Raw genomic sequence first — 23,823 nt, forward strand, 5'->3', positions numbered from 1 at the left:
GGACTGACGGGTAACTGACAGGATCGTCAGAACTCGAAGGCGGGCGCGGGCGCGGCGCCTTCGAGATAAGGCAGATCGGTTTCGAACAACGATTGGATGCGCGAAGCGTTGACTTGGTTGCGCTCGGCCGACGCGGTGACGACGATGCCTTCCATCGCCGGCGAGCGGCCGCGCATCACGAACAGGCGTCCGCCCGGCTGCAGCCACTGCAGCCACTGCTGCGGAATCTGGTAGACCGCGCCGGTCACGCAGATCGCGTTGAAGCGGCGGTCGGTGCTGTAGTTCAGCGCGTCGGCTTCGATCACCTGGGCATTGAGCACGGTCTGCGCGGCCAGGCGCGTGCGCGCGGTTGCGGCGAGGTCGGCATGGATTTCCAGGCTCACCACTTCGCGCGCCAGGCGGCCCAGGCAGGCGGTGAGGTAGCCGCTGCCGGTGCCGATCTCGAGCACGTCGTCGGTCGGGTCCACCGCCAGCGACTGCAAGGTGCGGCCTTCGAGCACCGGCTTCATCATGAACTGACCATGCGCCAGCGGCAGCGAGATGTCGGTGTAGGCGAGATTGCGATGCGCGTCGGCGACGAACGCTTCGCGCGGCAGCGTCGCCAGCACATCGAGCACGCGCGGGTCGAGCACGTCCCACGGCCGAACCTGTTGTTCGACCATCGTTTCACGTGCCTTGGCGTAATCGATCGTAATCATGAGCAGTCTTCTGAATCGTGCGCGGGAACCGCGAATTCTACCGGGACCGCACGGCCCCCGGCGGAAAAAGAATCAACCACGGCGGGGGCCGGGCTTAGTGCCGAAAGTCACCGGAACTCCCGGCACCGTGCCGTCTGGCGGCGGGTTCGCCGCATCGGCGCGGGCGGCCAGACCCGGCACAGTCATTGCTCGCGCCGGGCATAGGCGCGCAGGAACATCGCCACCGAGGCCTCGATATGGACGGTCAGCTCGGCCGGCGCGGTGACGCCGCAGCCGAACATCAGCATGGCGTGCGGCTCGCCCTTGATCAGGGCGAAAAACTGGGTCGCCGCGCGGGGCGGGTCCTGGATCTCCAGTTCGCCGGCCTCGACCCGCCGCTGCAGCAGCGCGGCGAATTCGTCGTGCAGGCGTTGCGGACCGGCGTCCCAGAACATCTTCGACAACGGCGATTCGGCCAGCTGCGGCGAGCACAGCAGGCGGTGGATCTGGATCGCCTCGGGGGTGCTGATCATCTCGTAGAAGGCGGTGGCGATCTCGATCAGCCGCTCGCGCAGCGCGGTCGCCGGGGCCGGTTCGAACAGCGGCGGCGGCAGATGTTGCTCGCAGTATGCCTGCACCGCCGCGCTGAACAAGGTCTCCTTGTCGCCGAAATGGCTGTAGACGGTGAGTTTGGAGACCCCGGCGCCGGCCGCAATCTGGTCCATGCTCACGCCGTCGTAGCCCTCGATCAGGAACAGGCGCTTGGCGGCTTCGAGGATTGCGTTGCGTTTGGTCAGGTCTTTCGGGCGGCCGGGGCCGGTGGGCTTGGATGACGCGGCGGGTTTGTCCACGGCGGGGCTCGCGGAGGCGGTGGGCTTGTCCGCGGTGGGCTTGAGCTGGTCCTGGGCTGATGCGGATTGCGGCACGGTGGGCTTTGGGTGGTCTGTGGCGACGGGTGTGGTCGGCTTCGGCTGGGCCACGGTGGCGGGGGAGAGCGCGGTGGACGTGGTTGGGGGCGTCGGCATAGGTCGCAATACTGGACTACGTGGTTCGATATTTATACAGTACCGCCAAGTACATTAATTCCCTATAAGGCCATCCGCAATGCGCAGCCGGATTTTTTCCGCCTCCACCCCGGTCCGTCCGGCCGCCCAGCCGACGGCATGGACACGCTCCGTGCCGGCATTGCTGGCCGCGGCCTTGGCCCTGAGCCTGGCGGCCTGCGGCGACGGCAAGCCGCTGGCCGAGGCGCCGCGGCCGGTGCTGGTCGCCCAGCCCAGCGGCGCGATCAACGCGGTCTCGGCTTATGCCGGCGAGGTGCGGGCGCGCGAAGAGAGCCCGCTGTCGTTCCGGGTCGCCGGCAAGATGGTCGAGCGCAAGGTCGATGTCGGCGCGCACGTTGCCGCCGGGCAGGTGCTGGCGGTGCTCGATCCGGGCGATCTCGACGCCCAGGCGCGCGCGGCCCAGGCGCAGTACGCGGCCGCCGAGGCCGAATACGCGCGGGCCCGCGCCGATCAGGTCCGTTTCGCCCAGCTGAGCAAGGACCAGTTGGTCAGCCGCTCGGCCCAGGACGCGCAGGACGCCGCGGCCAAGGCCGCGCAAGGCCAGCTCAATTCGGCCCGCGCCAACCTCGAAGTGGCGAAGAATCAATCGGCCTACACCCAGTTGCGCGCGCCCAGCGCCGGGGTGATCGCTTCGCGCAACGCCGAAGCCGGGCAGGTCGTCGCCGCCGGCCAGCAGGTGTTCGCGCTGGCCGCCGACGGTGCGCGCGAAATCGCCTTCGCCGTGCCCGAAGGTGCGATCGCGACCTTCAAGCCCGGCCAGGACGTGTTGATCGAACTGTGGTCGCAGCCCGGCAAGCGCTGGCCGGGCCGGGTCCGCGAGGTGTCGCCCGCGGCCGATCCGGCGTCGCGCACCTACGCCGCGCGAGTCACCGTCGATGCGCCGGACGGAACGCTCGAACTTGGCCAGAGCGCGCGCATCTACCAGGCCGACGCGGCCGCCTCCGGGCTCAGCGTGCCGCTCGCGGCGGTGCAGCGCACCGGCAACGGCACGGCGGTGTTCGTGGCCGATATCGGCAGCGGGATCGTGAAGTTAAAACCAATCGTCGTCGGACCTTACGGTCAGGAGCGCGTACCGGTCATCAAGGGACTGGGCGCCAACGACTGGGTCGTCACCGCCGGCGGCCATCTCCTGCGCGACGGACAGAAGGTGGTCGCGGTCGATCGCGAAAACCATCCGGTCGGGAAGTGATCGCGGTGCGCGGGGCCTGACGGTCCGTGCATCACTGAGTTCTAGTTTGCCGGCGCTCGCGCCCTCACCCCTGCCCTCTGCCGCCAAGCGGGAGAGGGGGACAATGAAGTGGGTTTATCTATGCGCTTCAACCTTTCCGAATGGGCCCTGCGCCATCGCAGCCTGATCGTCTACGCGATGCTGGTGCTGGCGATCGCCGGTGCGATGTCGTACCTGCGCCTGGGCCGCAGCGAAGACCCGGCGTTCACCTTCAAGGTCATGGTCGTGCGCACCCTGTGGCCCGGCGCGACCGCCGAGGAAGTCTCGCGCCAGGTCACCGAGCGGATCGAGAAGAAGCTCATGGAAACCGGCGAATACGAGTTCATCCGCTCGTACTCGCGGCCGGGCGAATCGCAGGTGATCTTCGCCGCGCGCGACTCGATGCATTCGGGCGATATCCAGCCGCTGTGGTATCAGGTGCGCAAGAAGATCGGCGACATCCGCCCGACCTTGCCCAGCGACGTGGTCGGCCCGTTCTTCAACGACGAATTCGGCGACACCTTCGGCAACATCTACGCGCTGACCGGCGAGGGTTTCGACTACGCCGTGCTCAAGGACTACGCCGAACGCGTCCAGCTCGCCCTGCAAAGCCAGGCCGACGTGGGCAAGATCGAACTGATCGGCGTGCAGGACGAAAAGATCTGGGTCGAGCTGTCGAACGTGAAGCTCTCGACCCTCGGCGTACCCGCGCAGGCGGTGCAGGACGCGCTCAACCAGCAGAACGCGCTGGCCCCGGCCGGTTTCTTCGAAACCGCGTCGAGCCGCGTGCCGCTGCGCGTCGGCGGGCAGTTCACCTCGGTCGAGCAGATCAAACAGTTCCCGATCCGGGTCGGCGACCGCACCTTCCGCCTGGGCGATGTCGCCGAGGTGCGTCGCGGGTTCTCCGATCCGCCGCAGCCGCGCATGCGCTTCATGGGCCAGGACGCGATCGGCATCGGCGTGTCGATGAAGCAGGGCGGCGACATCCTCAAGCTCGGCAAGACCCTGGAAACCGAATTCGCCGCGTTGCAGAAGACCCTGCCGGCCGGCATGGAGCTGCGCAAGGTCGCCGACCAACCCGCCGCGGTCGAGGAATCGGTCGGCGAGTTTGTGCGCGTATTGGCCGAGGCGGTGGCGATCGTGCTGCTGGTGAGTTTCTTCTCGCTCGGCCTGCGCACCGGCCTGGTGGTGGCGCTGTCGATCCCGCTCGTGCTGGCGATGACGTTTGCAGTGATGGATTTCTTCGGCGTCGGCCTGCACAAGATTTCGCTCGGCGCGCTGGTGCTGGCGCTGGGGCTGTTGGTCGACGACGCGATCATCGCGGTGGAGATGATGGCGATCAAGATGGAGCAGGGCTTCGACCGCCTGCGCGCGGCCGCGTTCGCCTGGGACAGCACCGCCTTCCCGATGCTGACCGGCACCTTGATCACCGCGGCCGGGTTCCTGCCGATCGCGACCGCCGCGTCGAGCACCGGCGAATACACCCGCTCGCTGTTCCAGGTGGTGACGATCGCGCTGTGCGTGTCGTGGATCGCCGCGGTCGCGTTCATCCCGTTCCTCGGCGACAAACTGCTGCCCGACCACGGCGCCGCGGCCGCGTTGCCCAAGCCCGGTTCGCTCGCCGCGCGCTGGCGCGATGCGCGCAGCAATCTCGCCAGGCGACTGCCGATGTTCGAAAGCGTGCTCGCGCCGAAGGAGCCGGTGGGCCATGCGCACGATCCCTACGAAACCAAGTTCTATGTGCGCTTCCGCGGTTGGGTGACCTGGTGCGTGCGCCGGCGCTGGCTGGTGATCGGCATTACGATTGCCGCATTCATCGGTTCGATCTTCCTGTTCCGTTTCGTGCCGCAGCAGTTCTTCCCCGACTCGGTGCGTCCGGAACTGATGGTCGACATGGAACTGGCCGAAGGCAGCTCGCTGCGCCAGACCACCGAACAGGCCAAGCGCCTGGAAGCGATGCTCAAGCAGCGCAAGGACCTGGGCAACTACGTCGCCTACGTCGGCACCGGTTCGCCGCGTTTCTACCTGCCGCTGGATCAACAGCTGCCGGCGGCGAACTTCGCCCAGTTCGTGCTGATGCCCAAGACCCTGGCCGATCGCGAAACGCTGCGCATGTGGATCATCAACGACGTGGTGCCGCGCTTCCCGGAACTGCAATTGCGGGTGACGCGACTGGAGAACGGCCCGCCGGTCGGTTATCCGGTGCAGTTCCGCGTGTCCGGCGAACACATCGACGTGGTGCGGAAGATCGCTTACCAGGCGCGCGAAAAGATCCGCGCCAACCCGCACGTGGCCAACGTCAATCTGGACTGGGACGAACCCAGCAAGGTGGTGCGCCTGCAGGTCGATCAGGAACGCGCGCGCGCGTTGGGCATCACCTCGGCGCAGCTGTCGCAGTTCCTGTCGAGTTCGCTGTCGGGCTCGCACATCAGCACCTACCGCGAGAGCAACGAGCTGATCGAGATGCTGCTGCGCGGGCCGGACCAGGAGCGTCTGCAACTGGACATGCTCGGCAGCCTGATGGTCCCGACCAGCAACAACCGCAGCGTGCCGCTGACCCAGATCGCCACCCTCGAATACGGCTTCGAGGAAGGCATCATCTGGCACCGCGACCGTCTGCCGACCATGACCGTGCGCGCCGACATCTACGACGGCACCCAGCCGGCCTCGGTGATGGCGCAGATCTCGCCGACTTTGGACGGGCTGCGTGCGCAGCTGCCCTACGGTTATTCGATCGAGATCGGCGGCAGCGTCGAGGATTCCGCGCGCGGCCAGAAATCGATCAACGCCGGCATGCCGCTGTTCCTGTTCGCGGTGTTCACCTTATTGATGCTGCAGCTGCGCAGCTTCTCGCGTGCGTTCATGGTGCTGTTGACCGCGCCGCTGGGGCTGATCGGCGTGACCTTGTTCCTGCTGATCTTCCGGGTGCCGTTCGGCTTCGTCGCGATGCTCGGCACGATCGCGCTGGCCGGCATGATCATGCGCAACTCGGTGATCCTGGTCGATCAGATCGAGCAGGATCGCGGCGAAGGGCACGAGCCCTGGAAGGCCATCGTCGATGCGACGGTGCGACGATTCCGTCCGATCGTGCTGACCGCGCTGGCGGCGATCCTGGCGATGATCCCGCTGTCGCGCAGCGCCTTCTTCGGGCCGATGGCAGTGGCGATCATGGGCGGGTTGATGGTGGCGACGCTGCTGACCTTGTTGTTCCTGCCGGCGTTGTATGCGGCGTGGTTCAAGGTCAAGGTGCCGGAAGAAACCTGAGCTTGTCTCCCTCTCCCGCGCAGCGGGAGAGGGCTGGGGTGAGGGCAGTCGCAGTCGCGGTGGCGATGTCAGCTTGAAGTCGCGCGCGCCCTCACCCCAACCCCTCTCCCGCTGCGCGGGAGAGGGGCTCAGCGCGGACGCTTGATCAAGCGTGCTCGACGCTGAAAGCCAACGTCGCCTCGATCGCCCGCTTCCAGCCGGCATACAACCTCTCGCGTTCGTCCGCGAGCATCTGCGGCTCGAAACTGCGCTCGACCTGCCACTGCTGCGCGATCTGCTCGCGGCTTTCCCAGAACCCGACCGCCAACCCGGCCAGATACGCCGCGCCCAAGGCGGTGGTCTCGTTGACCCGCGGACGGTTCAGCGGCACGTTGAGAATATCGGCCTGGAACTGCGCGGTGAAATCGTTGGCGATCGCGCCGCCGTCGGCGCGCAGCGCCTTGAGTTCGATCCCGGAATCGGCCTGCATCGCGCTGAGCACGTCGCGGGTCTGGTAGGCCAGGGATTCGAGCACCGCGCGAATGAAATGCTCCTTGCTGGTGCCGCGGGTCAGGCCGAACATCGCGCCGCGCACGTCGCTGCGCCAGTACGGCGCGCCCAGGCCGACGAAGGCCGGGACGAAGTACACGCCCTCGGTCGAACGCGCGCGTTCGGCGTAGGCCTGCGAGTCGCCGGCCTTGCCGAGCATGCGCAGCCCGTCGCGCAGCCATTGCACCGCCGAACCGGCGACGAAGATGCTGCCTTCCAGCGCGTACTCGACCTTGCCGTCGATGCCCCAGGCGATGGTGGTCAGCAGGCCGTTGTCCGAACACACCGCTTTCTCGCCGGTGTTCATCAGCAGGAAACAGCCGGTGCCGTAGGTGTTCTTGGCCATGCCGGCCTCGAAGCAGGCCTGGCCGAACAGCGCCGCCTGCTGATCGCCGGCGACGCCGCAGATCGGCACCGAGTTGTTGAAGAAATGGCGCGCGCCGGTGTGCGCGTAGACCTCGCTGCTGGAGCGGACCTCCGGCAGCATCGACGCCGGCACCCCGAGCATGTCCAGCAGTTCCGGACACCACTGGCGCTTGTGGATGTCGTACATCAAGGTGCGCGAGGCGTTGCTGTAGTCGGTGACGTGGGCCTTGTTTTCCGACAGGTTCCAGATCAGCCAGGTGTCGATGGTGCCGAACAGCAGGTCGCCGCGCTCGGCCTTTTCGCGCGCGCCCTCGACGTTGTCGAGAATCCACTTGACCTTGGTCCCGGAGAAATACGCATCGATCAGCAGGCCGGTGCGTTCGCGCACCATTTGCGAATAGCCATCGGCCTTGAGCTGATCGCAGATCGCCGCGGTCTGCCGCGATTGCCACACGATCGCGTTATGCACCGCCTGGCCGGTGTGGCGGTCCCACACCACCGTGGTCTCGCGCTGATTGGTGATGCCGATGCCGGCGATCTGCGAGGCGCTGATCTGCGCCTTGGTCATCACCTCGATCGCGGTGGTCTGCACGCTGGCGAGGATCTCGCGCGGATCGTGCTCGACCCAGCCCGGCCGCGGAAAGATCTGCTCGAACTCGCGCTGTGCCACGCCGACCACCGCGCCGCTGCGATCGAACAGCATCGCGCGTGAACTGGTGGTGCCTTGGTCGATGGCGAGGATGTAGGACTTGTCCATGGGAGTCTCTTGGAATCGGGAATCGGGAATCGGGAATCGGGAATCGGGAATGGGGAATGGAATGGCGGGAAGTGCTCGATAGCGGCCGTCGCGACGAACTACGACTCCCGATTCTCCATTCCCGGCTTTCAGCCATAAACCGCTTGAAACGCAAACGCCCCGACCAGCGCGCCGATGATCGGCGCGACGACCGGCACCCAGGCATAGCCCCAATCCGAGCCGCCCTTGCCGGCGATCGGCAGCAGCGCGTGGGCGATACGCGGACCGAGATCGCGCGCGGGGTTGATCGCGTAACCGGTCGGGCCGCCGAGCGACATGCCGACGACCACCACCAGCAGACCGACGCCGAGCGGCCCCATGCCGGGCGCCAGCGAATTGGCGCCGACCGCGAGCGCGCCGAAGGTCAGGGCGAAGGTGCCGATGACTTCGGTCAGCACATTGGCCTTGGTATCGCGGATCGCCGGCGCGGTGCAGAAGATCGCGAGCTTGGCGGCGGGGTCGTCGCTGACTTTCCAATGCGCGAGATAGGCGAGCCAGACCAGGGTCGCGCCGGCGAAGGCGCCGGCGATCTGCGCGACGACGAAGCCGGGCACCACCGCCCACGACAATTTTCCGATCGCGGCCAGGGCGATGGTGAGCGCGGGATTCATGATCGCGCCGCTGGTCGGGCCGGCGATGAAGATGCCGATCAGCACCGCCAGGCCCCAGGCCGCGGTGATCACGCCCCAGCCGGCGCCTTGCGCCTTGGATTTATTCAACAGCGCGCCGGCGACCACGCCGTTGCCGAGCAGGATCAGCATGCCGGTGGCGATGAATTCGCTGAGGTATTGCGACATCGGTGTGGCCATTGCGGTGGGTCTCCCTGGTGCTGGTGGTGCTTTGTTTTTGTTTTTGCAGGGTGGTGCTTTGTTCTTTGTTTTCGTAGGTGCGGGGGCTGCGAATGCTGGTGAATTGTTCTATTTTTTTATCGCTTATCGCTTATCGCTTATCGCTTATCGCTTATCGCTTATCGCTTATCGCTTATCGCTTATCGCTTATCGCTTATCGCCAATCCGCGTATCGCCCCATCATGCGCGAATCCTCCAGCCCGTCATTCCCGCGAAGGCGGGAATCCAGTGACTTCAAGCGTTCTCGCACGAAAGGCCCTGGATTCCCGCCTTCGCGGGAATGACGTTCTGGTGGTATGGCGCTGAAGGCTCCGAATGTTTCGCTCCACTGCCCACTGCCCACTGCCCACTGCCCACCGACCACCGACCACCGACCACCGACCATCACGCGCAGAAGCAGAGCCGGCCGGCCTTCGAGGTGGTGACGGGCGGAGAATGGCGAATTCACGGATGCATTGCGACATCGGTTCAGCTATCGAGTCAACGCTCCACATGTACGACCTCGTTGTATCGACCCCGACTGTAGGAGCGGCGCAAGCCGCGACCGCGACACCTCTACTACGACGCAAGCGCGATGTCGCGGTCGCGGCTCGCGCCGCTCCTACAGGTAGGTGCCGCAGATGCCGCGAAGGCGGTTTCATGCGTCGGCGACGCGCTTGACCACGTAGCGCTGCAGCGCTTCGCGACTGGGTTCATCGAAACGCAGACCGAGCTTCGAGCGCCGCCACAAGATGTCCTCCACCGTGCGCGCCCACTCAAAATCGATCAGGTAGTCCACCTCGGCCCGATGCAGATCCGATCCGAAGCATTCGCCCAGATCCTCCAGACGCGAGCAGCTTTCGACGATGCGCAACGCGCGGCTGCCGTAGTTGCGGCACAGCCGCAAGGCCAACGCATCGGGCAGCCACGGGCGGCGCAGGCTGAAATCCTCATGGAAGGCTTCGAAGTCCGCCCCGGGCAGATCGCCGCCCGGCAGCGGCGCGTCGCCGGTCCAGGCCGCGCGCGGCGCGCCGAACAGCGGCGACAAGGTGTCGCAGGCTTCTTCGGCGAGTTTGCGCGAGGTGGTCAGTTTGCCGCCGAAGATATTGAGCAGGGGCGCGCCTTCGCGATCGAGCAGCAGCAAGTAGTCGCGAGTGATCTCCGAGGCCTTGTCGCTGTCGTCGTCGAGCAGCGGACGCACGCCGCTGTAGGTCCAGACCACATCGGTCGGCCGGATCGGTTGCTTGAAATAACGGGACGCCGCCTCGCACAGGTACGTGGTTTCGCTGTCGTCGATGCGCGGCGCGGAGGGGTCGGCCTGGTAATCGACATCAGTGGTGCCGATCAGGGTGTAGTCGTGTTCGTAGGGGATCGCGAACACGATGCGCCGGTCGGGCTGCTGGAAGATGTAGGCGTGGTCGTGATCGAACAGCCTGGGCACGACGATATGGCTGCCCTTGATCAGGCGCAGATTGTGCGAATGCGCGACGTGCGCGACTTGGTCGAGGAAGCTCACCGCCCACGGGCCGGTGGCGTTGACCAGGGCGCGCGCACGCACGCGGCTGAGCGCGCCGTCGGCGCCGCGCAACTGCACGTCCCAGTGATCCGCGCCGCGCTGCGCATGCACGCAGGCGGTGCGGGTCAGCACGCGCGCGCCGCGTTCGACGGCGTCCATCGCATTGAGCACGGCCAGACGCGCGTCCTGCACCCAGGCGTCGGAATAGACGAAGCCGCGGAAGAACTCGTCGCGCAGCGGCCGCCCGGAGATGTGCTTGCGCAGGTTGACCGAGCGCGAACCCGGCAGGTCGCGTCCGCGCCGGCCGCCGAGGCGGTCGTACAGGAACAGGCCGATCCGGATCATCCACGCCGGGCGCAGATGCGGCTGGTGCGGCAGCACGAAGCGCAGCGGCCAGATGATGTGCGGCGCCATGCGCAACAGCCGCTTGCGTTCGGCCAGGGCCTTGCCGACCAGGGCGAATTCGAACTGTTCCAGATAGCGCAGGCCGCCGTGGATGAGCTTGGTGCTGGCGCTGGAGGTATGCGAGGCGATGTCGTCGCGCTCGCACAGCAGCACCGACAGGCCGCGGCCGGCGGCGTCGCGCGCGATCGCCACGCCGTTGATGCCGCCGCCGACGATCAGCAGATCGACTTCGGGCAGGTCGACAGGCGGTGGTTCGACGACAGAATCATCGACAGCGCGATGGTCGACAACGGCTCCGCCCACGCCAGGCTGGTCAACAGCGGGCGGGTCGACGCCGGATACTTCGTGCTCGGTCATGCGCTCCCGCGACTGGCTGCGGGTCGCGCGTCGCCGACCCAGGACACATCAGGATGATGGCATACGGTTACCGCGCGATTGTTGCCTGGGTTCACATCAATGGCGGGTGAGGGGATTGTGTCGCGCGCGCGGCGCGGGCTGGGCAAAAAAATCCCGGTGCCTGACGACACCGGGAAGGGGTATGCAACTGCGTGGATCGCTCTTATGACGTGCTTGGTTTACAGCGGGTCACTCACGGGGTTGATCAGGAATATGGCACGGCCGCGCGGTCCGGCGGGCCGGCTCAGTCGCGCAACTCGGCGATCTGGCACGGCAGTTCCAACTGGGCCAGCACCGCGGCGGTGACCTGCGCGGTGGTCGCGGCCTGGCCGGCCGGGGCCAGGTCGGCGGTGAGCACGCCGGCGTCCAGGACCGCGGCGACCGCCTGTTCGATGCACTCGGCCTCGGCCTGCAGGCCCAGCGAATGGCGCAACAGCATCGCCGCGCTGAGGAGGGTGCCGCAGGGATTGGCGATGCCGCGGCCGGCGATGTCCGGGGCCGAGCCGTGGATCGGTTCGTACAGGCCGACCTTGCCTTCGCCCAGCGAGGCCGACGGCAGCAGGCCCAGCGAACCGGCCAGCATCGACGCCTCGTCGGTGAGGATGTCGCCGAACATGTTCTCGGTGACGATCACGTCGAACGCGCGCGGCTTGGCGATCAGGTGCATGGCCATCGAATCGACCAGTTGATGCTCAAGGGTGATGTCGGGGAATTCCTCGCGCGCCACCCGCGTGGCCACTTCGCGCCACAGTCGCGAGGTTTCCAGCACGTTGGCCTTGTCGACGCTGACCACGTGGTTGCGGCGTCCGCGCGCCAGTTCGCAGGCGCGGCGCACGACCCGTTCGATTTCCTCGACGCTGTATTCGCACAGATCGCTGGCGGTGGTTTCGCCGCGCTGCTTCTGGCCGAAATAGATGCCGCCGGTGAGTTCGCGCACGACGATCAGGTCGACCCCGGCCAGCAGATGCGGCTTGATCGGCGACGCGCCGAGCGTGGCCGCATGCGGCTGCACCGGACGCAGGTTGGCGTACAGGCCCAGCCCTTTGCGCAGCGCCAGCAGGCCTTGCTCGGGACGCACCTTGGCCTTGGGATCGGACCACTTCGGCCCGCCGACCGCGCCGAGCAGCACCGCGTCGGCGCGCCGGCAGGCGTCGAGGGTGGCGGCCGGCAACGGTTCGCCGGTGGCGTCGATCGCGGCGCCGCCGATCGCGTGTTCGTGCAGGTTGAATTGGTGGCCGTAGCGGGTCGCGACCGCGCGCAGCACTTCGACCGCGGCGGCGGTGACTTCCGGACCGATGCCGTCGCCCGGCAGAACGACGATGTCAGCGCGCATGGGTTTGCTCCTGTGTAGTGTTCCGCGCCGTCTCGCGACGCTGTTCGAAATGGTGGATGGCGTCGATCTGGCGCAACAGGTAACCGAGCTGATCGACGCCTTCGATCAGGCAGGTCTGGGCGAAGGCGTCGAGCGGAAACTCGACCGCGCGGCCGTCGGGCAAGTGCAAGGTGCGGGTGCGCACGTCGATGCGCAGTTCGATGCCGGGTCGGTCGAGCAGTTCGTCGAGCAGGTCCTGCGCGACCACGATCGGCAGCAGGCCGTTCTTGAGCGAATTGCTGCGGAAGATGTCGGCGATCTCGCTGCTGATCACCGCGCGCAGGCCCAGGTCGGTCAAGGCCCACGGCGCGTGTTCGCGCGAGGAACCGCAACCGAAGTTGCGCCCGGCGACCAGGATCGCCGCGCCGGCGTTATGCGGCTTGTTGAGTTCGAACTCCGGATTGGGCGAACCGTCGGCGAGGTAGCGCCAGTCGTTGAAGGCGAATCGGCCCAGGCCCTTGCGTTCGGTGGTGGTCAGGAACCGCGCGGGAATGATCTGGTCGGTGTCGATGTTGCGTTCGCGCAGCACCGCGGTGCGCGAGATCAGTTCGACGAAACCGGCGTCGGCGGAGGCTGAATGGACGGATGCGGACATCACGCGACCTCCTTGATCGACGGGTTGAACGCCGGGTCGAGGTAATCGCGCGGATCGACCACGTGCCCGGCGACCGCGCACGCGGCGGCGGTCAGCGGCGAGGCGAGCAAGGTGCGCGCGCCCTTGCCCTGGCGGCCTTCGAAATTGCGATTGCTGGTGGACACGGCCAACTGGCCGGCGCCGACCAGATCGCCGTTCATGGCGATGCACATCGAGCAGCCCGGCTCGCGCCATTCGGCGCCGGCCGCGCGCACCACCGCGTCGATGCCTTCGGCTTCGGCGTCGCGCTTGACCTGTTCGGAACCGGGCACCACCAGCATGCGCACGCGCGGATGCACGTGGCGGCCGCGCAGCACGTCGGCGGCCTGGCGCAGATCGGACAAGCGCGAATTGGTGCAACTGCCGACGAACACCACATCGACCGGCCGTCCGGTCATCGCCGCGCCGCCGTCGAAGCCCATGTAGGCCAGCGCCTTGGCTTCGTCGGCATCGCGTCCCTGCGGAAGGTGCGCGTCGACCGCGGCGACCTGGCCCGGATGCGTGCCCCAGGTCAGGGTCGGCTTGATCGCGCTGGCGTCGATATGCACTTCGCGATCGAAGCTGGCGCCGTCGTCGGTCTTGAACTCGCTCCAGCGCGCGACCGCTCGCTCCCAGTCGGCGCCGCGCGGCGCGCGCGGGGTCTTGGCGAGGTAATCGTAGGTGACTTGATCGGGCGCGATCAGGCCGGCGCGCGCGCCGGCTTCGATCGACATGTTGCATACGGTCATGCGTTCGTCCATCGACAGCGCGCGGATGGTCGAGCCGCGGTATTCGATGACGTGGCCGGTGCCGCCGTTGACGCCGATCTCGCCGATGACGTGCAGGATCAGGTCCTTCGCGCCGACGCCGGGCGCGAGCTCGCCTTCGACGTTGATCGCCAACGTCTTGGCGCGACGTTGCAGCAGGCACTGGGTCGCGAGCACGTGGCCGACTTCGCTGGTGCCGATGCCGAAGGCCAGTGCGCCGAACGCGCCATGGGTGGCGGTGTGGCTGTCGCCGCAGACGATGGTCTGGCCGGGCTGGGTCAGGCCGAGTTCGGGACCGATCACGTGGACGATGCCGCGGTAGTCGCTGTCGAAATCGAACAGCTCCACGCCGTGGCGTTCGCAGTTGCGGCGCAGGGTGTCGACCTGATGCTCGGCTTCGGCAGTGTAGTAGGGCAGCTGGCCGTTGGCGTTGGCCGGCAGGGTCGGGGTGGAATGATCGAGGGTGCCCTTGGTCAGGTCGGGCCGGCGCGGCGACAGGCCGCGCGCTTCGAGTTCGGCGAAGGCCTGCGGCGAGGTGACCTCGTGGATCAGGTGCAGATCGATGTACAGCACCGCGGGCGCGGCGTCGCTTTCGGGCGCGACCAGATGCGCGTTCCAGAGTTTTTCGAACAGGGTGGTGGGTGTGGTCATGAGTTGAGTGGGTTCGCTTTGGCGTTCGGCGTGAGCATGGTGTTGGCTGTTGTCTTTGGCTCCTTCTCCCGCTTGCGGGAGAAGGCTGGGATGAGGGTGCTTTGGTCGTTGCGGATTCGCGGCGATCCTCGGCCCTCACCCCAACCCCTCTCCCGCATGCGGGAGAGGGGCTTAAGCGGTTGCGGCGAGTCGCTTCTGCGGCGCCTGCTGCGTGCGATGCATCCGATTCGCCAACTCCAGCCAGGCCAGCGCGCTGGCTTCGATGATGTCGGTGCTGGTGCCCGAGCCGGTCAGCTCCACGCCGTCCACGCGCGCAGTCACGCTGGCCTGGCCCTGGGCGTCGTCGCCGGTGGTCACGCTGGAGACGTTGTAGCTGTCGATGCGCAGCGCCACGCCGGTCGCGCGTGCCAACGCGGCGAACAGCGCATGCACGGGGCCGTCGCCGACCGCCGCTTCGCTGACCGTCGCGCCTTCGGGATCGACCAGTTGCACGCTCGCGGTCGGCAGGCTGCCGTCGGACACACCGGTGCTGACATGCGCGCGCATCAGGCGGTAGCCGCGCGCGGCCTTGGCGTCGGCGCCGAGCACCAGCGCTTCCAGGTCGGCGTCGAACACTTCGCGCTTCTTCTCGGCCAAGGTCTTGAACGCCGCGAACACCGCGTTCAAGCGCGCTTCGTCCAGGCTGAAGCCCAGCGTCTGCAGGCGATCGCTCAATGCGGCGCGGCCGCTGTGGCGGCCCATCACCATCTGCGACTGCGCCCAACCGACGGTTTCCGGATGCATGATCTCGTAGGTGCCGCGATGCTTGAGCATGCCGTGCTGGTGGATGCCCGACTCGTGCGCGAACGCGTTCTGGCCGACGATCGCCTTGTTGCGCTGGACCACCATGCCGGTGATGCGCGACAGCAGGCGCGAGGTCGGCACCAGCCGGCGGGTGTCGATGCGGGTGCCGACGCCGTAGTAAGCGTTGCGCACGCGCAGCGCCATCACCAGTTCTTCCAGCGCGCAATTGCCGGCGCGCTCGCCGATGCCGTTGACGGTGCATTCGACCTGACGCGCGCCGCCTTCGATCGCGGCCAGGCTGTTGGCCACCGCCAGGCCCAGGTCGTTGTGGCAGTGCGCGCTGAACACGGCTTGGTCGGCGTCGCGGACGTTGGCGCGCAGGTATTCGAACAGCGCGCGGATCTCGCTCGGCGTGGTGTAGCCGACCGTGTCGGGAATGTTCAAGGTGCGCGCGCCGGCGGCGACCGCGGCGCTGCAGATCTGCGCCAGATAGTCGTGCTCGGTGCGCAGGGCGTCTTCGGCCGAGAACTCGACGTCGTCGACGTACTTGCGCGCCTGCTCGACCGCCGCGACCGCGCGCTCCAGCACCTGCTGCTTGTCCAGGTTTAACTTGTGCTGGCGATGCAGCGGGCTGGTCGAGATGAACACGTGGATGCGCGGCTTGGCCGCGCCGTCGAGCGCGCGCGCGCAGGCTTCGATGTCGCCGGGATGGCAGCGCGCCAGGGTGGCGAGGGTGGAGCCGCGCACTTCGCGCACGATCGCGCGGGTGCCTTCGAGGTCGGCTTCGGAACTGGCGGGGAATCCGGCTTCGATCACGTCCACGCCGAGTTCGCTCAGGGCGTGCGCGAAGCGGAGCTTCTGCGTGGCGCTCATGCTGCAGCCGGGCGACTGTTCGCCGTCGCGCAGGCTGGTGTCGAAGATCGTGACGTGGGGCTGGGCGTCGGTAATGGGGCTTACCGGGCCGGATGGATCGTTCATGCGGGCAGTTCCTCTGTTGCGTCTGAATGCTGCGGGGAAGGGCTTGCTGCGTGGGGCCGCGCGGGTTGGGCCGCGGCGTCGAAGGAAAGATTGGCGAGCTTGTAAATGTCCGCCTCGACGGCGGTGTCGCGGCCGAGCGCTTCGCGCGCGCGGCGGCGCGGACGGCGCGGCGCGCGCGGACGCACTTCCGACAGCAGGCGCGCGAGCACGCCGGCATCGAGATTGCCGCCGGAAACCACCGCGCATTTGCGCTTGCCGGCGATGCGCCGGCCGGCGGCCAGCGCCAGCGCGCCGGCGCCTTCGGCGATGATGTGTTCTTCCAGGGCCAGACGGACCAGGGTTTCGCGCAGTTCGGCTTCGCGCACGATCACCACGTCGTCCAGCAAGGTGCTCAGCACGCGCTCGGTCAAACGGCCGGGGTCTTTCACGCGTACGCCGTCGGCCAGGGTCGCGGCCGGTTCGATCAGGCGGCGATCGCCGCGCAGGGCGCGCGCCATCGAGTCGACGCCTTCGACCTGCGCGCCGATCACCCGCACGCGCTTGGCCGCGGCCGAGCCCGACAGCAGTTCCGATTTCAATGCGATCGCCACGCCGGCGGCGAGGCCGCCGCCGCCGATCGGCACCAGCATCACGTCGGGCGCGAACGCGGCCAGTTCCAGCGCGACCGTGCCTTGTCCGGCGATCACGTCGGGGTCGTCGAACGCCGACAGCAGTCGGTAATCGTGCTGATCGGCCAGTTCGATCGCGAAGGCCTTGGCTTCGTCGTAGGTGTCGCCGTGCAGGCGCACGGTTGCGCCCCAGTGGGCGACGCCGGCGATCTTGGTCTGCGGCGCACAGCGCGGCATCACCGTGATCACGTTGACGCCCAGGCGGTACGCCGCCCAGGCCAGGCCTTGCGCGTGATTGCCGGCCGAGGCGGCGATCACCGTGCGGTGATCGCCGCGTTCGCGTGCGGCCAGCAGCGCGTTGAGCGCGCCGCGCACCTTGTACGAACCGGTGCGTTGCAGGTTTTCCAGCTTCAACCAGCAGCCGAACCGCTCGGCGTGGTGCAGCGGCGTGGGGTCCAGGTAGCGGCGCAGCCGCGCCTGCGCCGCCAACAAGTCGGCGGCGCTGATCTGGGCCAGGCTGGCTACGTCGCAGTCCACGATCAGACCGGAGTCAGCCAGGAGGCGTACTGGCTTTCCTGTCCGCGCACCACGCGCGCGTACAGCGCGGCCAGCTCGCGGGTGACCGGGTTGTCGCCGAATTCGCGGCGGTCCAGCACCGCGATCGCGGTGGCTTCGGCGGCGGTGCCGCAGACGAACACTTCATCCGCATCCAGCAGTTCGTGCAGCGTGACTTCGCGCGATTCGGCTCCCGACAGTTCGATCATGGTGTCGCGGGTGATGCCGGGCAGCGCATCGCGATGATCGACCGAGGTGATCACCGAGTTCTTGACCATGAACACGTTGGCGCCGGTGCATTCGACCACGAAGCCCTTGTCGTCGGTGAACAGCGCTTCGTCGAAACCGCGTTGCTTGGCTTCGCGCTTGGCCAGGATCGAATTGACGTAGGCGCCGCTGAGCTTGAGCGGCGGCATCGAGGTGGCCGGGTTGCGCTTCCACGGCGACACGGTCAGGCGGGTGCGCGCGCCGCCCAGATGCACGACCTTGGCCAGAGTCGCGATCATCAGGTGCTGGGTCAGCGGATCGACGTCCAGGCCGATGGTGCCGGTGCCCATCCAGGTCAGCGGACGGATGTAGGCGTCGCGGTGGCCGTTGGCGCGCAGCGTGGCGAGCGTGGCCTGGCTGGCGCGTTCGATGTCGAAGTCGATGCCGAACATGTCCGCGCCCTTGCGCATGCGCTGCATGTGCTCGGGCAGGCGGAACACCGCCGCGCCGCCGTCGGCGGTGGCGTAGCTGCGGATGCCTTCGAACACCGCGGTGCCGTAATGCATGGCGTGGGTGGTCAGTGGGGCTTCGGGGGCGTCGCCGGCGATGAAGTGACCGTCGAACCACACCAGCGGAGGATCAACCGCAATCGGGACTTCACCACGATCGTAGGACTTAGAACGACCAGATGCGGTCGAGTCGTGATTCTCGGATGTTTCACCGCGTTCGCTACGCGCCGGCGCATAACTACGTTCCCGCACCGCCGCGGCCGCCAGCCCGGCATGTTGGGTCGGCGTCGCCGCCGCTTGTTCAAGCGTTTCAGTGGTCAGCTGCATGGAGAAACCTCAACGGCAAGACAGTCGTAAAGCTTGGCGAGCTGGCTCTGCAACGCGGTGTCGGCGCGATCGCCTTCCACCGTCATGCGCAGATGCCAGCGATCGCCGTCGGGTTGCGCTTCGCCGTCCACCGACAGGGGACGGAAACCGCGGCGTTCGGCGGCGCCCAGTACGCGAGCCAGCGCGCCTTCGGCCTGGCGCAGGGTCAGTTCAAGCTGGTATCGCATGGGCGTCCTCCTTTTCGGCGGTGGGTGGCGTGAGACTCGTGATCGCGTCGGCGTCGCCCGCTTCCGGGTCGAGCATCTGCGCGTTGTTGTGATTCGGCGGAACCAGCGGCCAGACGTTGGCGGCCTGGTCGATGGCGACATGCAGCAGCACGGGACCTGGCGTTTGCAGCATGTAGTGCAGCGCTTCCTCGACCGAGTCGGCGCGGTCGACATACATCGCCTTAACCCCGAACGCGGCGGCCAATGCGCAGAAGTCCGGGTTGTCGGACAGATCGACTTCGGAATAGCGGCGTTCGAAGAACAGTTCCTGCCACTGCCGGACCATGCCCAGGGCCTGGTTGTCGAGCAGTACGATCTTCACCGGCAGGCGGTAGCGCGCGATCGTCGCCAGCTCCTGCACGTTCATCAGGAACGAGCCGTCGCCGCTGACGCAGATCACCGGCGCGTTGTCGCCGTCGGGCTGGTGCAAGGCGAGTTGCGCACCCAGCGCGGCGGGAACGCCGAAACCCATCGCGCCCAGCGCGCCGCTGGTCAGATGCTTGCGCGGGTCGTTGAATTGCCAGTGTTGCGCCACCCACATCTGATGCTGGCCGACATCGCACGAGACGATGGCGTCCGGCGCCAGTTCCGACAGGCGCCGCAGCAGCGCCGGCGCGTACACGGTTTCGCCGGGCGCGTCGTAACGCGGCGCGCAGTCGCGCTTGCGTTGCAGACAGGTGTCGCGCCAGGCGCGGCGCGCGCCGCCGTTGCGGGCCTGAAGTTGCGCGGTGACCGGCGGAGTCAGCGCATCCAGCGAACGGCGCAGGTCGCCCTGCACCGCGGCATCGGCGTAACGCAGCTTGCCGATCTCGCAGGCGTCCAGATCCATGTGGACCACCCGCGCGTTCGGTGCGAACTCGGCCAGCTTGCCGGTGGCGCGATCGTCGAAACGCGCGCCGACCACGATCAGCAGATCGCATTCCTGCACCGACAGATTCGCCGCGCGGTTGCCGTGCATGCCGAGCATGCCCAGGTTCAGGGCGTGCTCGGCCGGCAGCGCGCCCAGCCCCTTCAAGGTCAGCACCGACGGGATCTGACTGCCCTCGACGAAGGCGCGGAACGATTCGACTGCATCGCCCAGCGAAATGCCGCCGCCGCCGTAGATCAGCGGCTTCTTCGCATGCGCGATCAAGGCCGCGGCTTCGTGATAGGCCGCGTCGGGCGCGAACGCGACCGCGTCGGTCGGCAGCGGGACGTGCGCGGCCAAATGCGAGGCGTCCTGGTTCTGCACGTCCTTCGGCAGATCGATCAGCACCGGACCGGGGCGGCCCGAACGCGCTAGGCGAAACGCTTCGCCGACGATGCGCGGCAACTCATCGACGCTGCGCGCGAGGAAGCTGTGCTTGACGATCGGCATGGTCATGCCGAACACGTCCAGTTCCTGGAACGCGTCGGTGCCCATGAGCGAGGTCGCGACCTGCCCGGTGATCGCCACCATCGGCACCGAGTCCAGCATCGCATCGGCGATGCCGGTGACCAGGTTGGAGGCACCGGGTCCGGAAGTCGCTACGCACACCCCGACTCGCCCGCTGGCACGGGCGTAGCCGTTCGCCGCGAAAGCCGCGCCTTGCTCGTGACGGACCAGGATGTGTTTCAGGTCCGAACCATGCAGGGCATCGTAGAAAGGCATGATCGTGCCGCCCGGATAACCGAACAGCACGTCCACCCCTTCTGCGGCCAGTGCTTGCACCAGCCAGCGGGCACCGTTCATCACGCAGCCTCTTCTTGTCGTTCGCCCTGGGTGGCGGCGGGAGCGGCTGCGGTCTGCGCTTTCGGCGCGTTGTCCAGCCACTTCATGTTGGCGCGCAGCTTCTTGCCGACCGCTTCGATCGGATGCTCCAGGTCGCCTTGCTTGAGCGCCTTGTAGTTGGCGTTGCCGGCGGCGTATTCGGCGATCCACTGCCTGGCGAAGGTGCCGTCCTGGATTTCGGTCAGCACTTTGCGCATCTGCGCCTTGGTGTGATCGTCGACGATGTAGGTGCCGCGGGTCAGCGCGCCGTACTGCGCGGTCTCGCTGATGAACTCGTGCATGCGGGTCACGCCGCCCTCGTAGAACAGGTCGACGATCAGCTTGAGTTCGTGCAGGCATTCGTAGTAGGCGACTTCCGGCTGATAACCGGCTTCGACCAGGGTTTCCCAACCGGCCTGGACCAGCTTGGTCGCGCCGCCGCACAGCACCGCCTGCTCGCCGAACAGATCGGTCTCGGTTTCTTCCTTGAACGTGGTCTTGATCGCGTTCTGACGCGCACCGCCGATGCCGCCGCAGTAGGTCAGGGCGAATTCCTCGGCGCGGCCGGTCTGGTCCTGATGCACGGCATAGACGCTCGGCACGCCGCGGCCGATCTCGTATTCGCGGCGCACCAGCGCGCCCGGGCCTTTCGGCGCGACCAGTACGACATCGAGATCGGCGCGCGGGGTGATCTGGCCGTAATGCACGTTGAAGCCGTGCGCGAACAGCAGGCAGGCGCCTTGCTTGATGTTGGGTTCGATGACATCGCGGTACAGCTGCGGCTGGACCATGTCGGGCGTCAGCACCGCGACCAGTTCAGCTTCCGCGACCGCTTCGGCCGGGGTCTTGACGGTGAAGCCGTCGGCCTTGGCCTTGAGTTCGGTCGGGCCGCCCGGACGCAGGCCGACGGTGACGTCGAAACCCGAATCGCGAAGGTTGAGCGCGTGCGCGCGGCCCTGGCTGCCGTAGCCGACGACGGCGATCTTGGGATGGAAGGTGGTAGCGGTCATGTCGATGGTCTCTGGAGGAGGTTGCGGTTCGATGCTGGCGGGATGTAGGAGCGGCGTGAGCCGCGATTCGTTGTTGCAGATGAGAGGGATGCTTGAAGTTTCGTAATGTCGGGCGGCCTCGCGGTCGCGGCTTACGCCGCTCCTGCCAGGGCAGGTTCTTCGATCAACGTGGCGTCGATCTTTTTCGCCGGCGGCGATTGCAGCGGGCCGGGCGCGGTGACCGCGCCCTGCGAGGCCGAACCGACCAAGCGCGCGTACTTGGCCAGCACGCCGGTGGTCACGCGCGGCGCGATGCGCGCCGGTTCGCGCGTGGACAAATCAGCGGCGACGTTCAAGGTGCGCGTGGCGACGTCGATGCTGACCCGGTCGCCCTCGCGCAGACGTGCGATCGGGCCGCCGTGCGCGGCTTCCGGCGAGATGTGGCCGACCATGAAGCCATGAGTCGCGCCGCTGAAACGGCCGTCGGTGATCAAGGCCACGTCGTTGCTCAGACCCTGGCCCACCAATGCCGCGGTCACCGCCAACATTTCGCGCATGCCCGGCCCACCGGTCGGACCTTCGAAGCGGATCACCACGATGTCGCCAGCGTGGATCTGTCGCGCCTGCACCGCGGCGAACGCGGCTTCTTCCGAATCGAACACGCGTGCCGGGCCTTCGAAATGTTCGCGGCCGTGGCCGGCCAGCTTGAGGATGCAGCCTTCCGGCGCGAGGTTGCCGTAGATGATCGAATAGCCGCCGCGCGGCTTGAGCGGATCGGCGACCGGACGCACCACGTCCTGTTCGTCGGCCATCACCGCTTCGGACAGCTCGGCGAAAAAGGAACGGCCGGTGACCGTGGCGATATCCTCGATCAGACCGGCCGTCTTCAGCTCGCGCGCCACCAGCGCCGCGCCGCCGAATTCGAACATTTCCGCGGCGGTATAGCGTCCGCCGGGTTTCAGGTCGGCGATCACCGGCGTGTGCGCGGCGGCTTCGAATTCTTCCAGGTCGAAGGCGACGCCGGCTTCGTGCGCGATCGCCAGCAGATGCAGCGCGGCGTTGGTCGAACCGGCGGTGGCCGAGACCGCGCGCGCGGCGTTGCGCAGCGAGGCCGGCGTCAGCAGCGTGCGCGGGGTCGGGCCGCCGTTGCGCAGTTGCTGCATCACCAGCTCGCCGCACAGGCGCGCGGCTTCGGGCTTGTCGTCGTGGATCGCGGGAATGTCGTTGTAGCCCAGCGGCGACAGGCCCAGGAAGGTCAGCACCATCGCCATGGTGTTGGCGGTGAACTGGCCGCCGCAGGCGCCGGCGCCGGGGCAGGCGTGCGATTCGATGCGGTGCAGTTCGGCGTCGTCGATGCGTCCGGCCGAATGCGCGCCGACCGCTTCGAACACGTCCTGCACGGTCAGCGGCTTGTCGTCGCTGGCGCCTTTCTTCGACGGGCAATGGCCCGGCATGATCGTGCCGCCGTAGAGGATCACGGTCGGGATATCCAGGCGCGCCGCCGCCATCGCCGCGGCCGGGATGGTCTTGTCGCAGCCGACCAGCAGCACCATCGCGTCCAGGCAGTGGCCGGACACCGCCAGTTCGATCGAATCGGCGATGGTTTCGCGCGAGGCCAGCGACGCGCGCATGCCGTCGGTGCCCATCGCGATGCCGTCGGTGACGGCGATGGTGTTGAACTCGATCGGCGTGCCGCCGCCGTCATGCACGCCGCGGCGCACGTGCTGGGCCAGGTCGCGCAGGGTGATGTTGCACGGCGACACGTCCGACCAGGTGTGGACGACGGCGACCAGCGGTCTGGCGATGGCCGCGTCGTCGAGGCCCGTGGCGCGCAGCATCGCGCGCGCAGGGGCTCGGGCCGGGCCTTGCTTGATGGCGTTGCTTCTCACGAACGGCGATTCCTTTGCTGCGAATCCTTCGCAGTGCCCGCACGTCCGCGTGCGGTGTTTTCAGGAACCCAGGGCCGTAAAACGAAAAACCCCGCGCCTTTGGGGCGCGGGGTTCAGGTTCTTTCGACCTTGGGTTGTGTGGTTTTCTACACGAACCCGACTCCCGCGCTGGTAAGCCCGGTAATAAGTACGAGGACGAGAATAATCGTGGCGATCGCGGGTGCGGCCTTGAGCAGCGATGCGCGCAGCGCCGCGTTCGAGGCCTGGGCGGCCTGGAGCGAAGTGGGCTTGCGGTGGTTGTTGCGCTGCGTCATGGGGTCGAGAAGACCATGCCCGTTTGGGGCTTGTCAATAGTTTCTGGAAAAACCATCGCGAACCGTGGCGCCGGTCGCGCCGGCTTCACGACCCCGATCGCTGACGGCGGTCGGGGTCCCAGTCGATCGGAACCGCCCGGTGGCCTTGGGCATCGAGCCGACCGGTGTGGATGCGCGAGGGCCCGTTCGAGGCCGACGCGAATCGACGTCGCCCCGGCGC

19 protein-coding genes are annotated in these 23,823 nt (G+C 67.4%); 3 read left to right on the forward strand and 16 right to left on the reverse strand.

What is annotated here, in order from left to right:
• Window positions 1-26 precede the first annotated feature (26 nt).
• Entirely contained in the window at window positions 27-695 is a 669-nt protein-coding gene (locus KME82_RS04155; protein WP_215498966.1) for a protein-L-isoaspartate O-methyltransferase family protein, read from the reverse strand.
• 185 nt (window positions 696-880) lie between these two features.
• Window positions 881-1,528: a TetR/AcrR family transcriptional regulator gene (locus KME82_RS04160; RefSeq protein ID WP_252255621.1), complete on the reverse strand. Its 648-nt coding sequence runs from the start codon at window positions 1,526-1,528 to the stop codon at window positions 881-883.
• Between the two features lie 325 nt (window positions 1,529-1,853).
• Between KME82_RS04160 and KME82_RS04165 the strand changes: the two genes are divergently transcribed.
• Window positions 1,854-2,930 (forward strand): efflux RND transporter periplasmic adaptor subunit, encoded by a 1,077-nt coding sequence (locus KME82_RS04165; protein WP_252255622.1) that lies wholly within the window; start codon window positions 1,854-1,856, stop codon window positions 2,928-2,930.
• A gap of 120 nt (window positions 2,931-3,050) precedes the next feature.
• The gene (locus tag KME82_RS04170; RefSeq protein ID WP_215497405.1) at window positions 3,051-6,212 is read left to right on the forward strand and encodes an efflux RND transporter permease subunit; all 3,162 of its coding nucleotides are present in this window, start codon (window positions 3,051-3,053) and stop codon (window positions 6,210-6,212) included.
• 145 nt (window positions 6,213-6,357) lie between these two features.
• Here KME82_RS04170 and glpK read toward each other — a convergent pair whose 3' ends face one another.
• Window positions 6,358-7,863, reverse strand: coding sequence for a glycerol kinase GlpK (glpK, locus tag KME82_RS04175; protein ID WP_215497406.1), 1,506 nt, complete (start codon window positions 7,861-7,863; stop codon window positions 6,358-6,360).
• 128 nt (window positions 7,864-7,991) lie between these two features.
• Window positions 7,992-8,711, reverse strand: coding sequence for an MIP/aquaporin family protein (locus KME82_RS04180; RefSeq protein ID WP_215497407.1), 720 nt, complete (start codon window positions 8,709-8,711; stop codon window positions 7,992-7,994).
• Here KME82_RS04180 and KME82_RS04185 point away from each other — a divergent pair.
• The gene (locus KME82_RS04185) at window positions 8,704-8,982 is read left to right on the forward strand and encodes a hypothetical protein (protein WP_215497408.1); all 279 of its coding nucleotides are present in this window, start codon (window positions 8,704-8,706) and stop codon (window positions 8,980-8,982) included. The two genes, KME82_RS04180 and KME82_RS04185, sit on opposite strands and share 8 nt — an antisense overlap.
• A 405-nt stretch (window positions 8,983-9,387) precedes the next feature.
• Here KME82_RS04185 and glpD read toward each other — a convergent pair whose 3' ends face one another.
• The 12 genes from glpD to KME82_RS04245 form a co-directional block, all read right to left on the reverse strand.
• Window positions 9,388-11,007, reverse strand: a complete 1,620-nt coding sequence (glpD, locus tag KME82_RS04190) for a glycerol-3-phosphate dehydrogenase (protein ID WP_430538792.1) — start codon at window positions 11,005-11,007, stop codon at window positions 9,388-9,390.
• Window positions 11,008-11,290: 283 nt separating this feature from the next.
• Window positions 11,291-12,379 (reverse strand): 3-isopropylmalate dehydrogenase, encoded by a 1,089-nt coding sequence (gene leuB / locus KME82_RS04195; RefSeq protein WP_215497409.1) that lies wholly within the window; start codon window positions 12,377-12,379, stop codon window positions 11,291-11,293.
• A complete protein-coding gene (leuD, locus tag KME82_RS04200; protein ID WP_215497410.1) occupies window positions 12,369-13,013 on the reverse strand; it encodes a 3-isopropylmalate dehydratase small subunit in 645 nt (214 codons plus the stop codon). Before leuD ends, leuB begins: the two co-directional genes overlap by 11 nt.
• Entirely contained in the window at window positions 13,013-14,449 is a 1,437-nt protein-coding gene (gene leuC / locus KME82_RS04205; RefSeq protein ID WP_215497411.1) for a 3-isopropylmalate dehydratase large subunit, read from the reverse strand. The genes leuD and leuC overlap by 1 nt, the downstream gene beginning before the upstream one ends.
• 171 nt (window positions 14,450-14,620) lie before the next feature.
• Window positions 14,621-16,210: a 2-isopropylmalate synthase gene (locus KME82_RS04210; RefSeq protein WP_215497412.1), complete on the reverse strand. Its 1,590-nt coding sequence runs from the start codon at window positions 16,208-16,210 to the stop codon at window positions 14,621-14,623.
• Window positions 16,207-17,355, reverse strand: a complete 1,149-nt coding sequence (locus KME82_RS04215; protein WP_252255623.1) for a threonine dehydratase — start codon at window positions 17,353-17,355, stop codon at window positions 16,207-16,209. Before KME82_RS04215 ends, KME82_RS04210 begins: the two co-directional genes overlap by 4 nt.
• Before the next feature lie 2 nt (window positions 17,356-17,357).
• Window positions 17,358-18,416, reverse strand: a complete 1,059-nt coding sequence (locus KME82_RS04220; RefSeq protein WP_215497413.1) for an aminotransferase class IV — start codon at window positions 18,414-18,416, stop codon at window positions 17,358-17,360.
• Window positions 18,407-18,643: an ACT domain-containing protein gene (locus KME82_RS04225; RefSeq protein ID WP_036111253.1), complete on the reverse strand. Its 237-nt coding sequence runs from the start codon at window positions 18,641-18,643 to the stop codon at window positions 18,407-18,409. Before KME82_RS04225 ends, KME82_RS04220 begins: the two co-directional genes overlap by 10 nt.
• Complete coding sequence (gene ilvG, locus KME82_RS04230; RefSeq protein ID WP_215497414.1) at window positions 18,627-20,393, reverse strand: acetolactate synthase 2 catalytic subunit; 1,767 nt, start codon at window positions 20,391-20,393, stop codon at window positions 18,627-18,629. The genes KME82_RS04225 and ilvG overlap by 17 nt, the downstream gene beginning before the upstream one ends.
• The gene (gene ilvC, locus KME82_RS04235; protein WP_215497415.1) at window positions 20,393-21,421 is read right to left on the reverse strand and encodes a ketol-acid reductoisomerase; all 1,029 of its coding nucleotides are present in this window, start codon (window positions 21,419-21,421) and stop codon (window positions 20,393-20,395) included. The genes ilvG and ilvC overlap by 1 nt, the downstream gene beginning before the upstream one ends.
• A 131-nt stretch (window positions 21,422-21,552) precedes the next feature.
• Entirely contained in the window at window positions 21,553-23,289 is a 1,737-nt protein-coding gene (locus KME82_RS04240; protein WP_215497416.1) for a dihydroxy-acid dehydratase, read from the reverse strand.
• Between the two features lie 146 nt (window positions 23,290-23,435).
• Window positions 23,436-23,603, reverse strand: a complete 168-nt coding sequence (locus KME82_RS04245) for a hypothetical protein (protein WP_215497417.1) — start codon at window positions 23,601-23,603, stop codon at window positions 23,436-23,438.
• Window positions 23,604-23,823: the final 220 nt, after the last annotated feature.

It is taken from the genome of Lysobacter capsici (genome assembly GCF_018732085.1).
In the GTDB taxonomy this organism is placed as follows: domain Bacteria; phylum Pseudomonadota; class Gammaproteobacteria; order Xanthomonadales; family Xanthomonadaceae; genus Lysobacter; species Lysobacter capsici_A.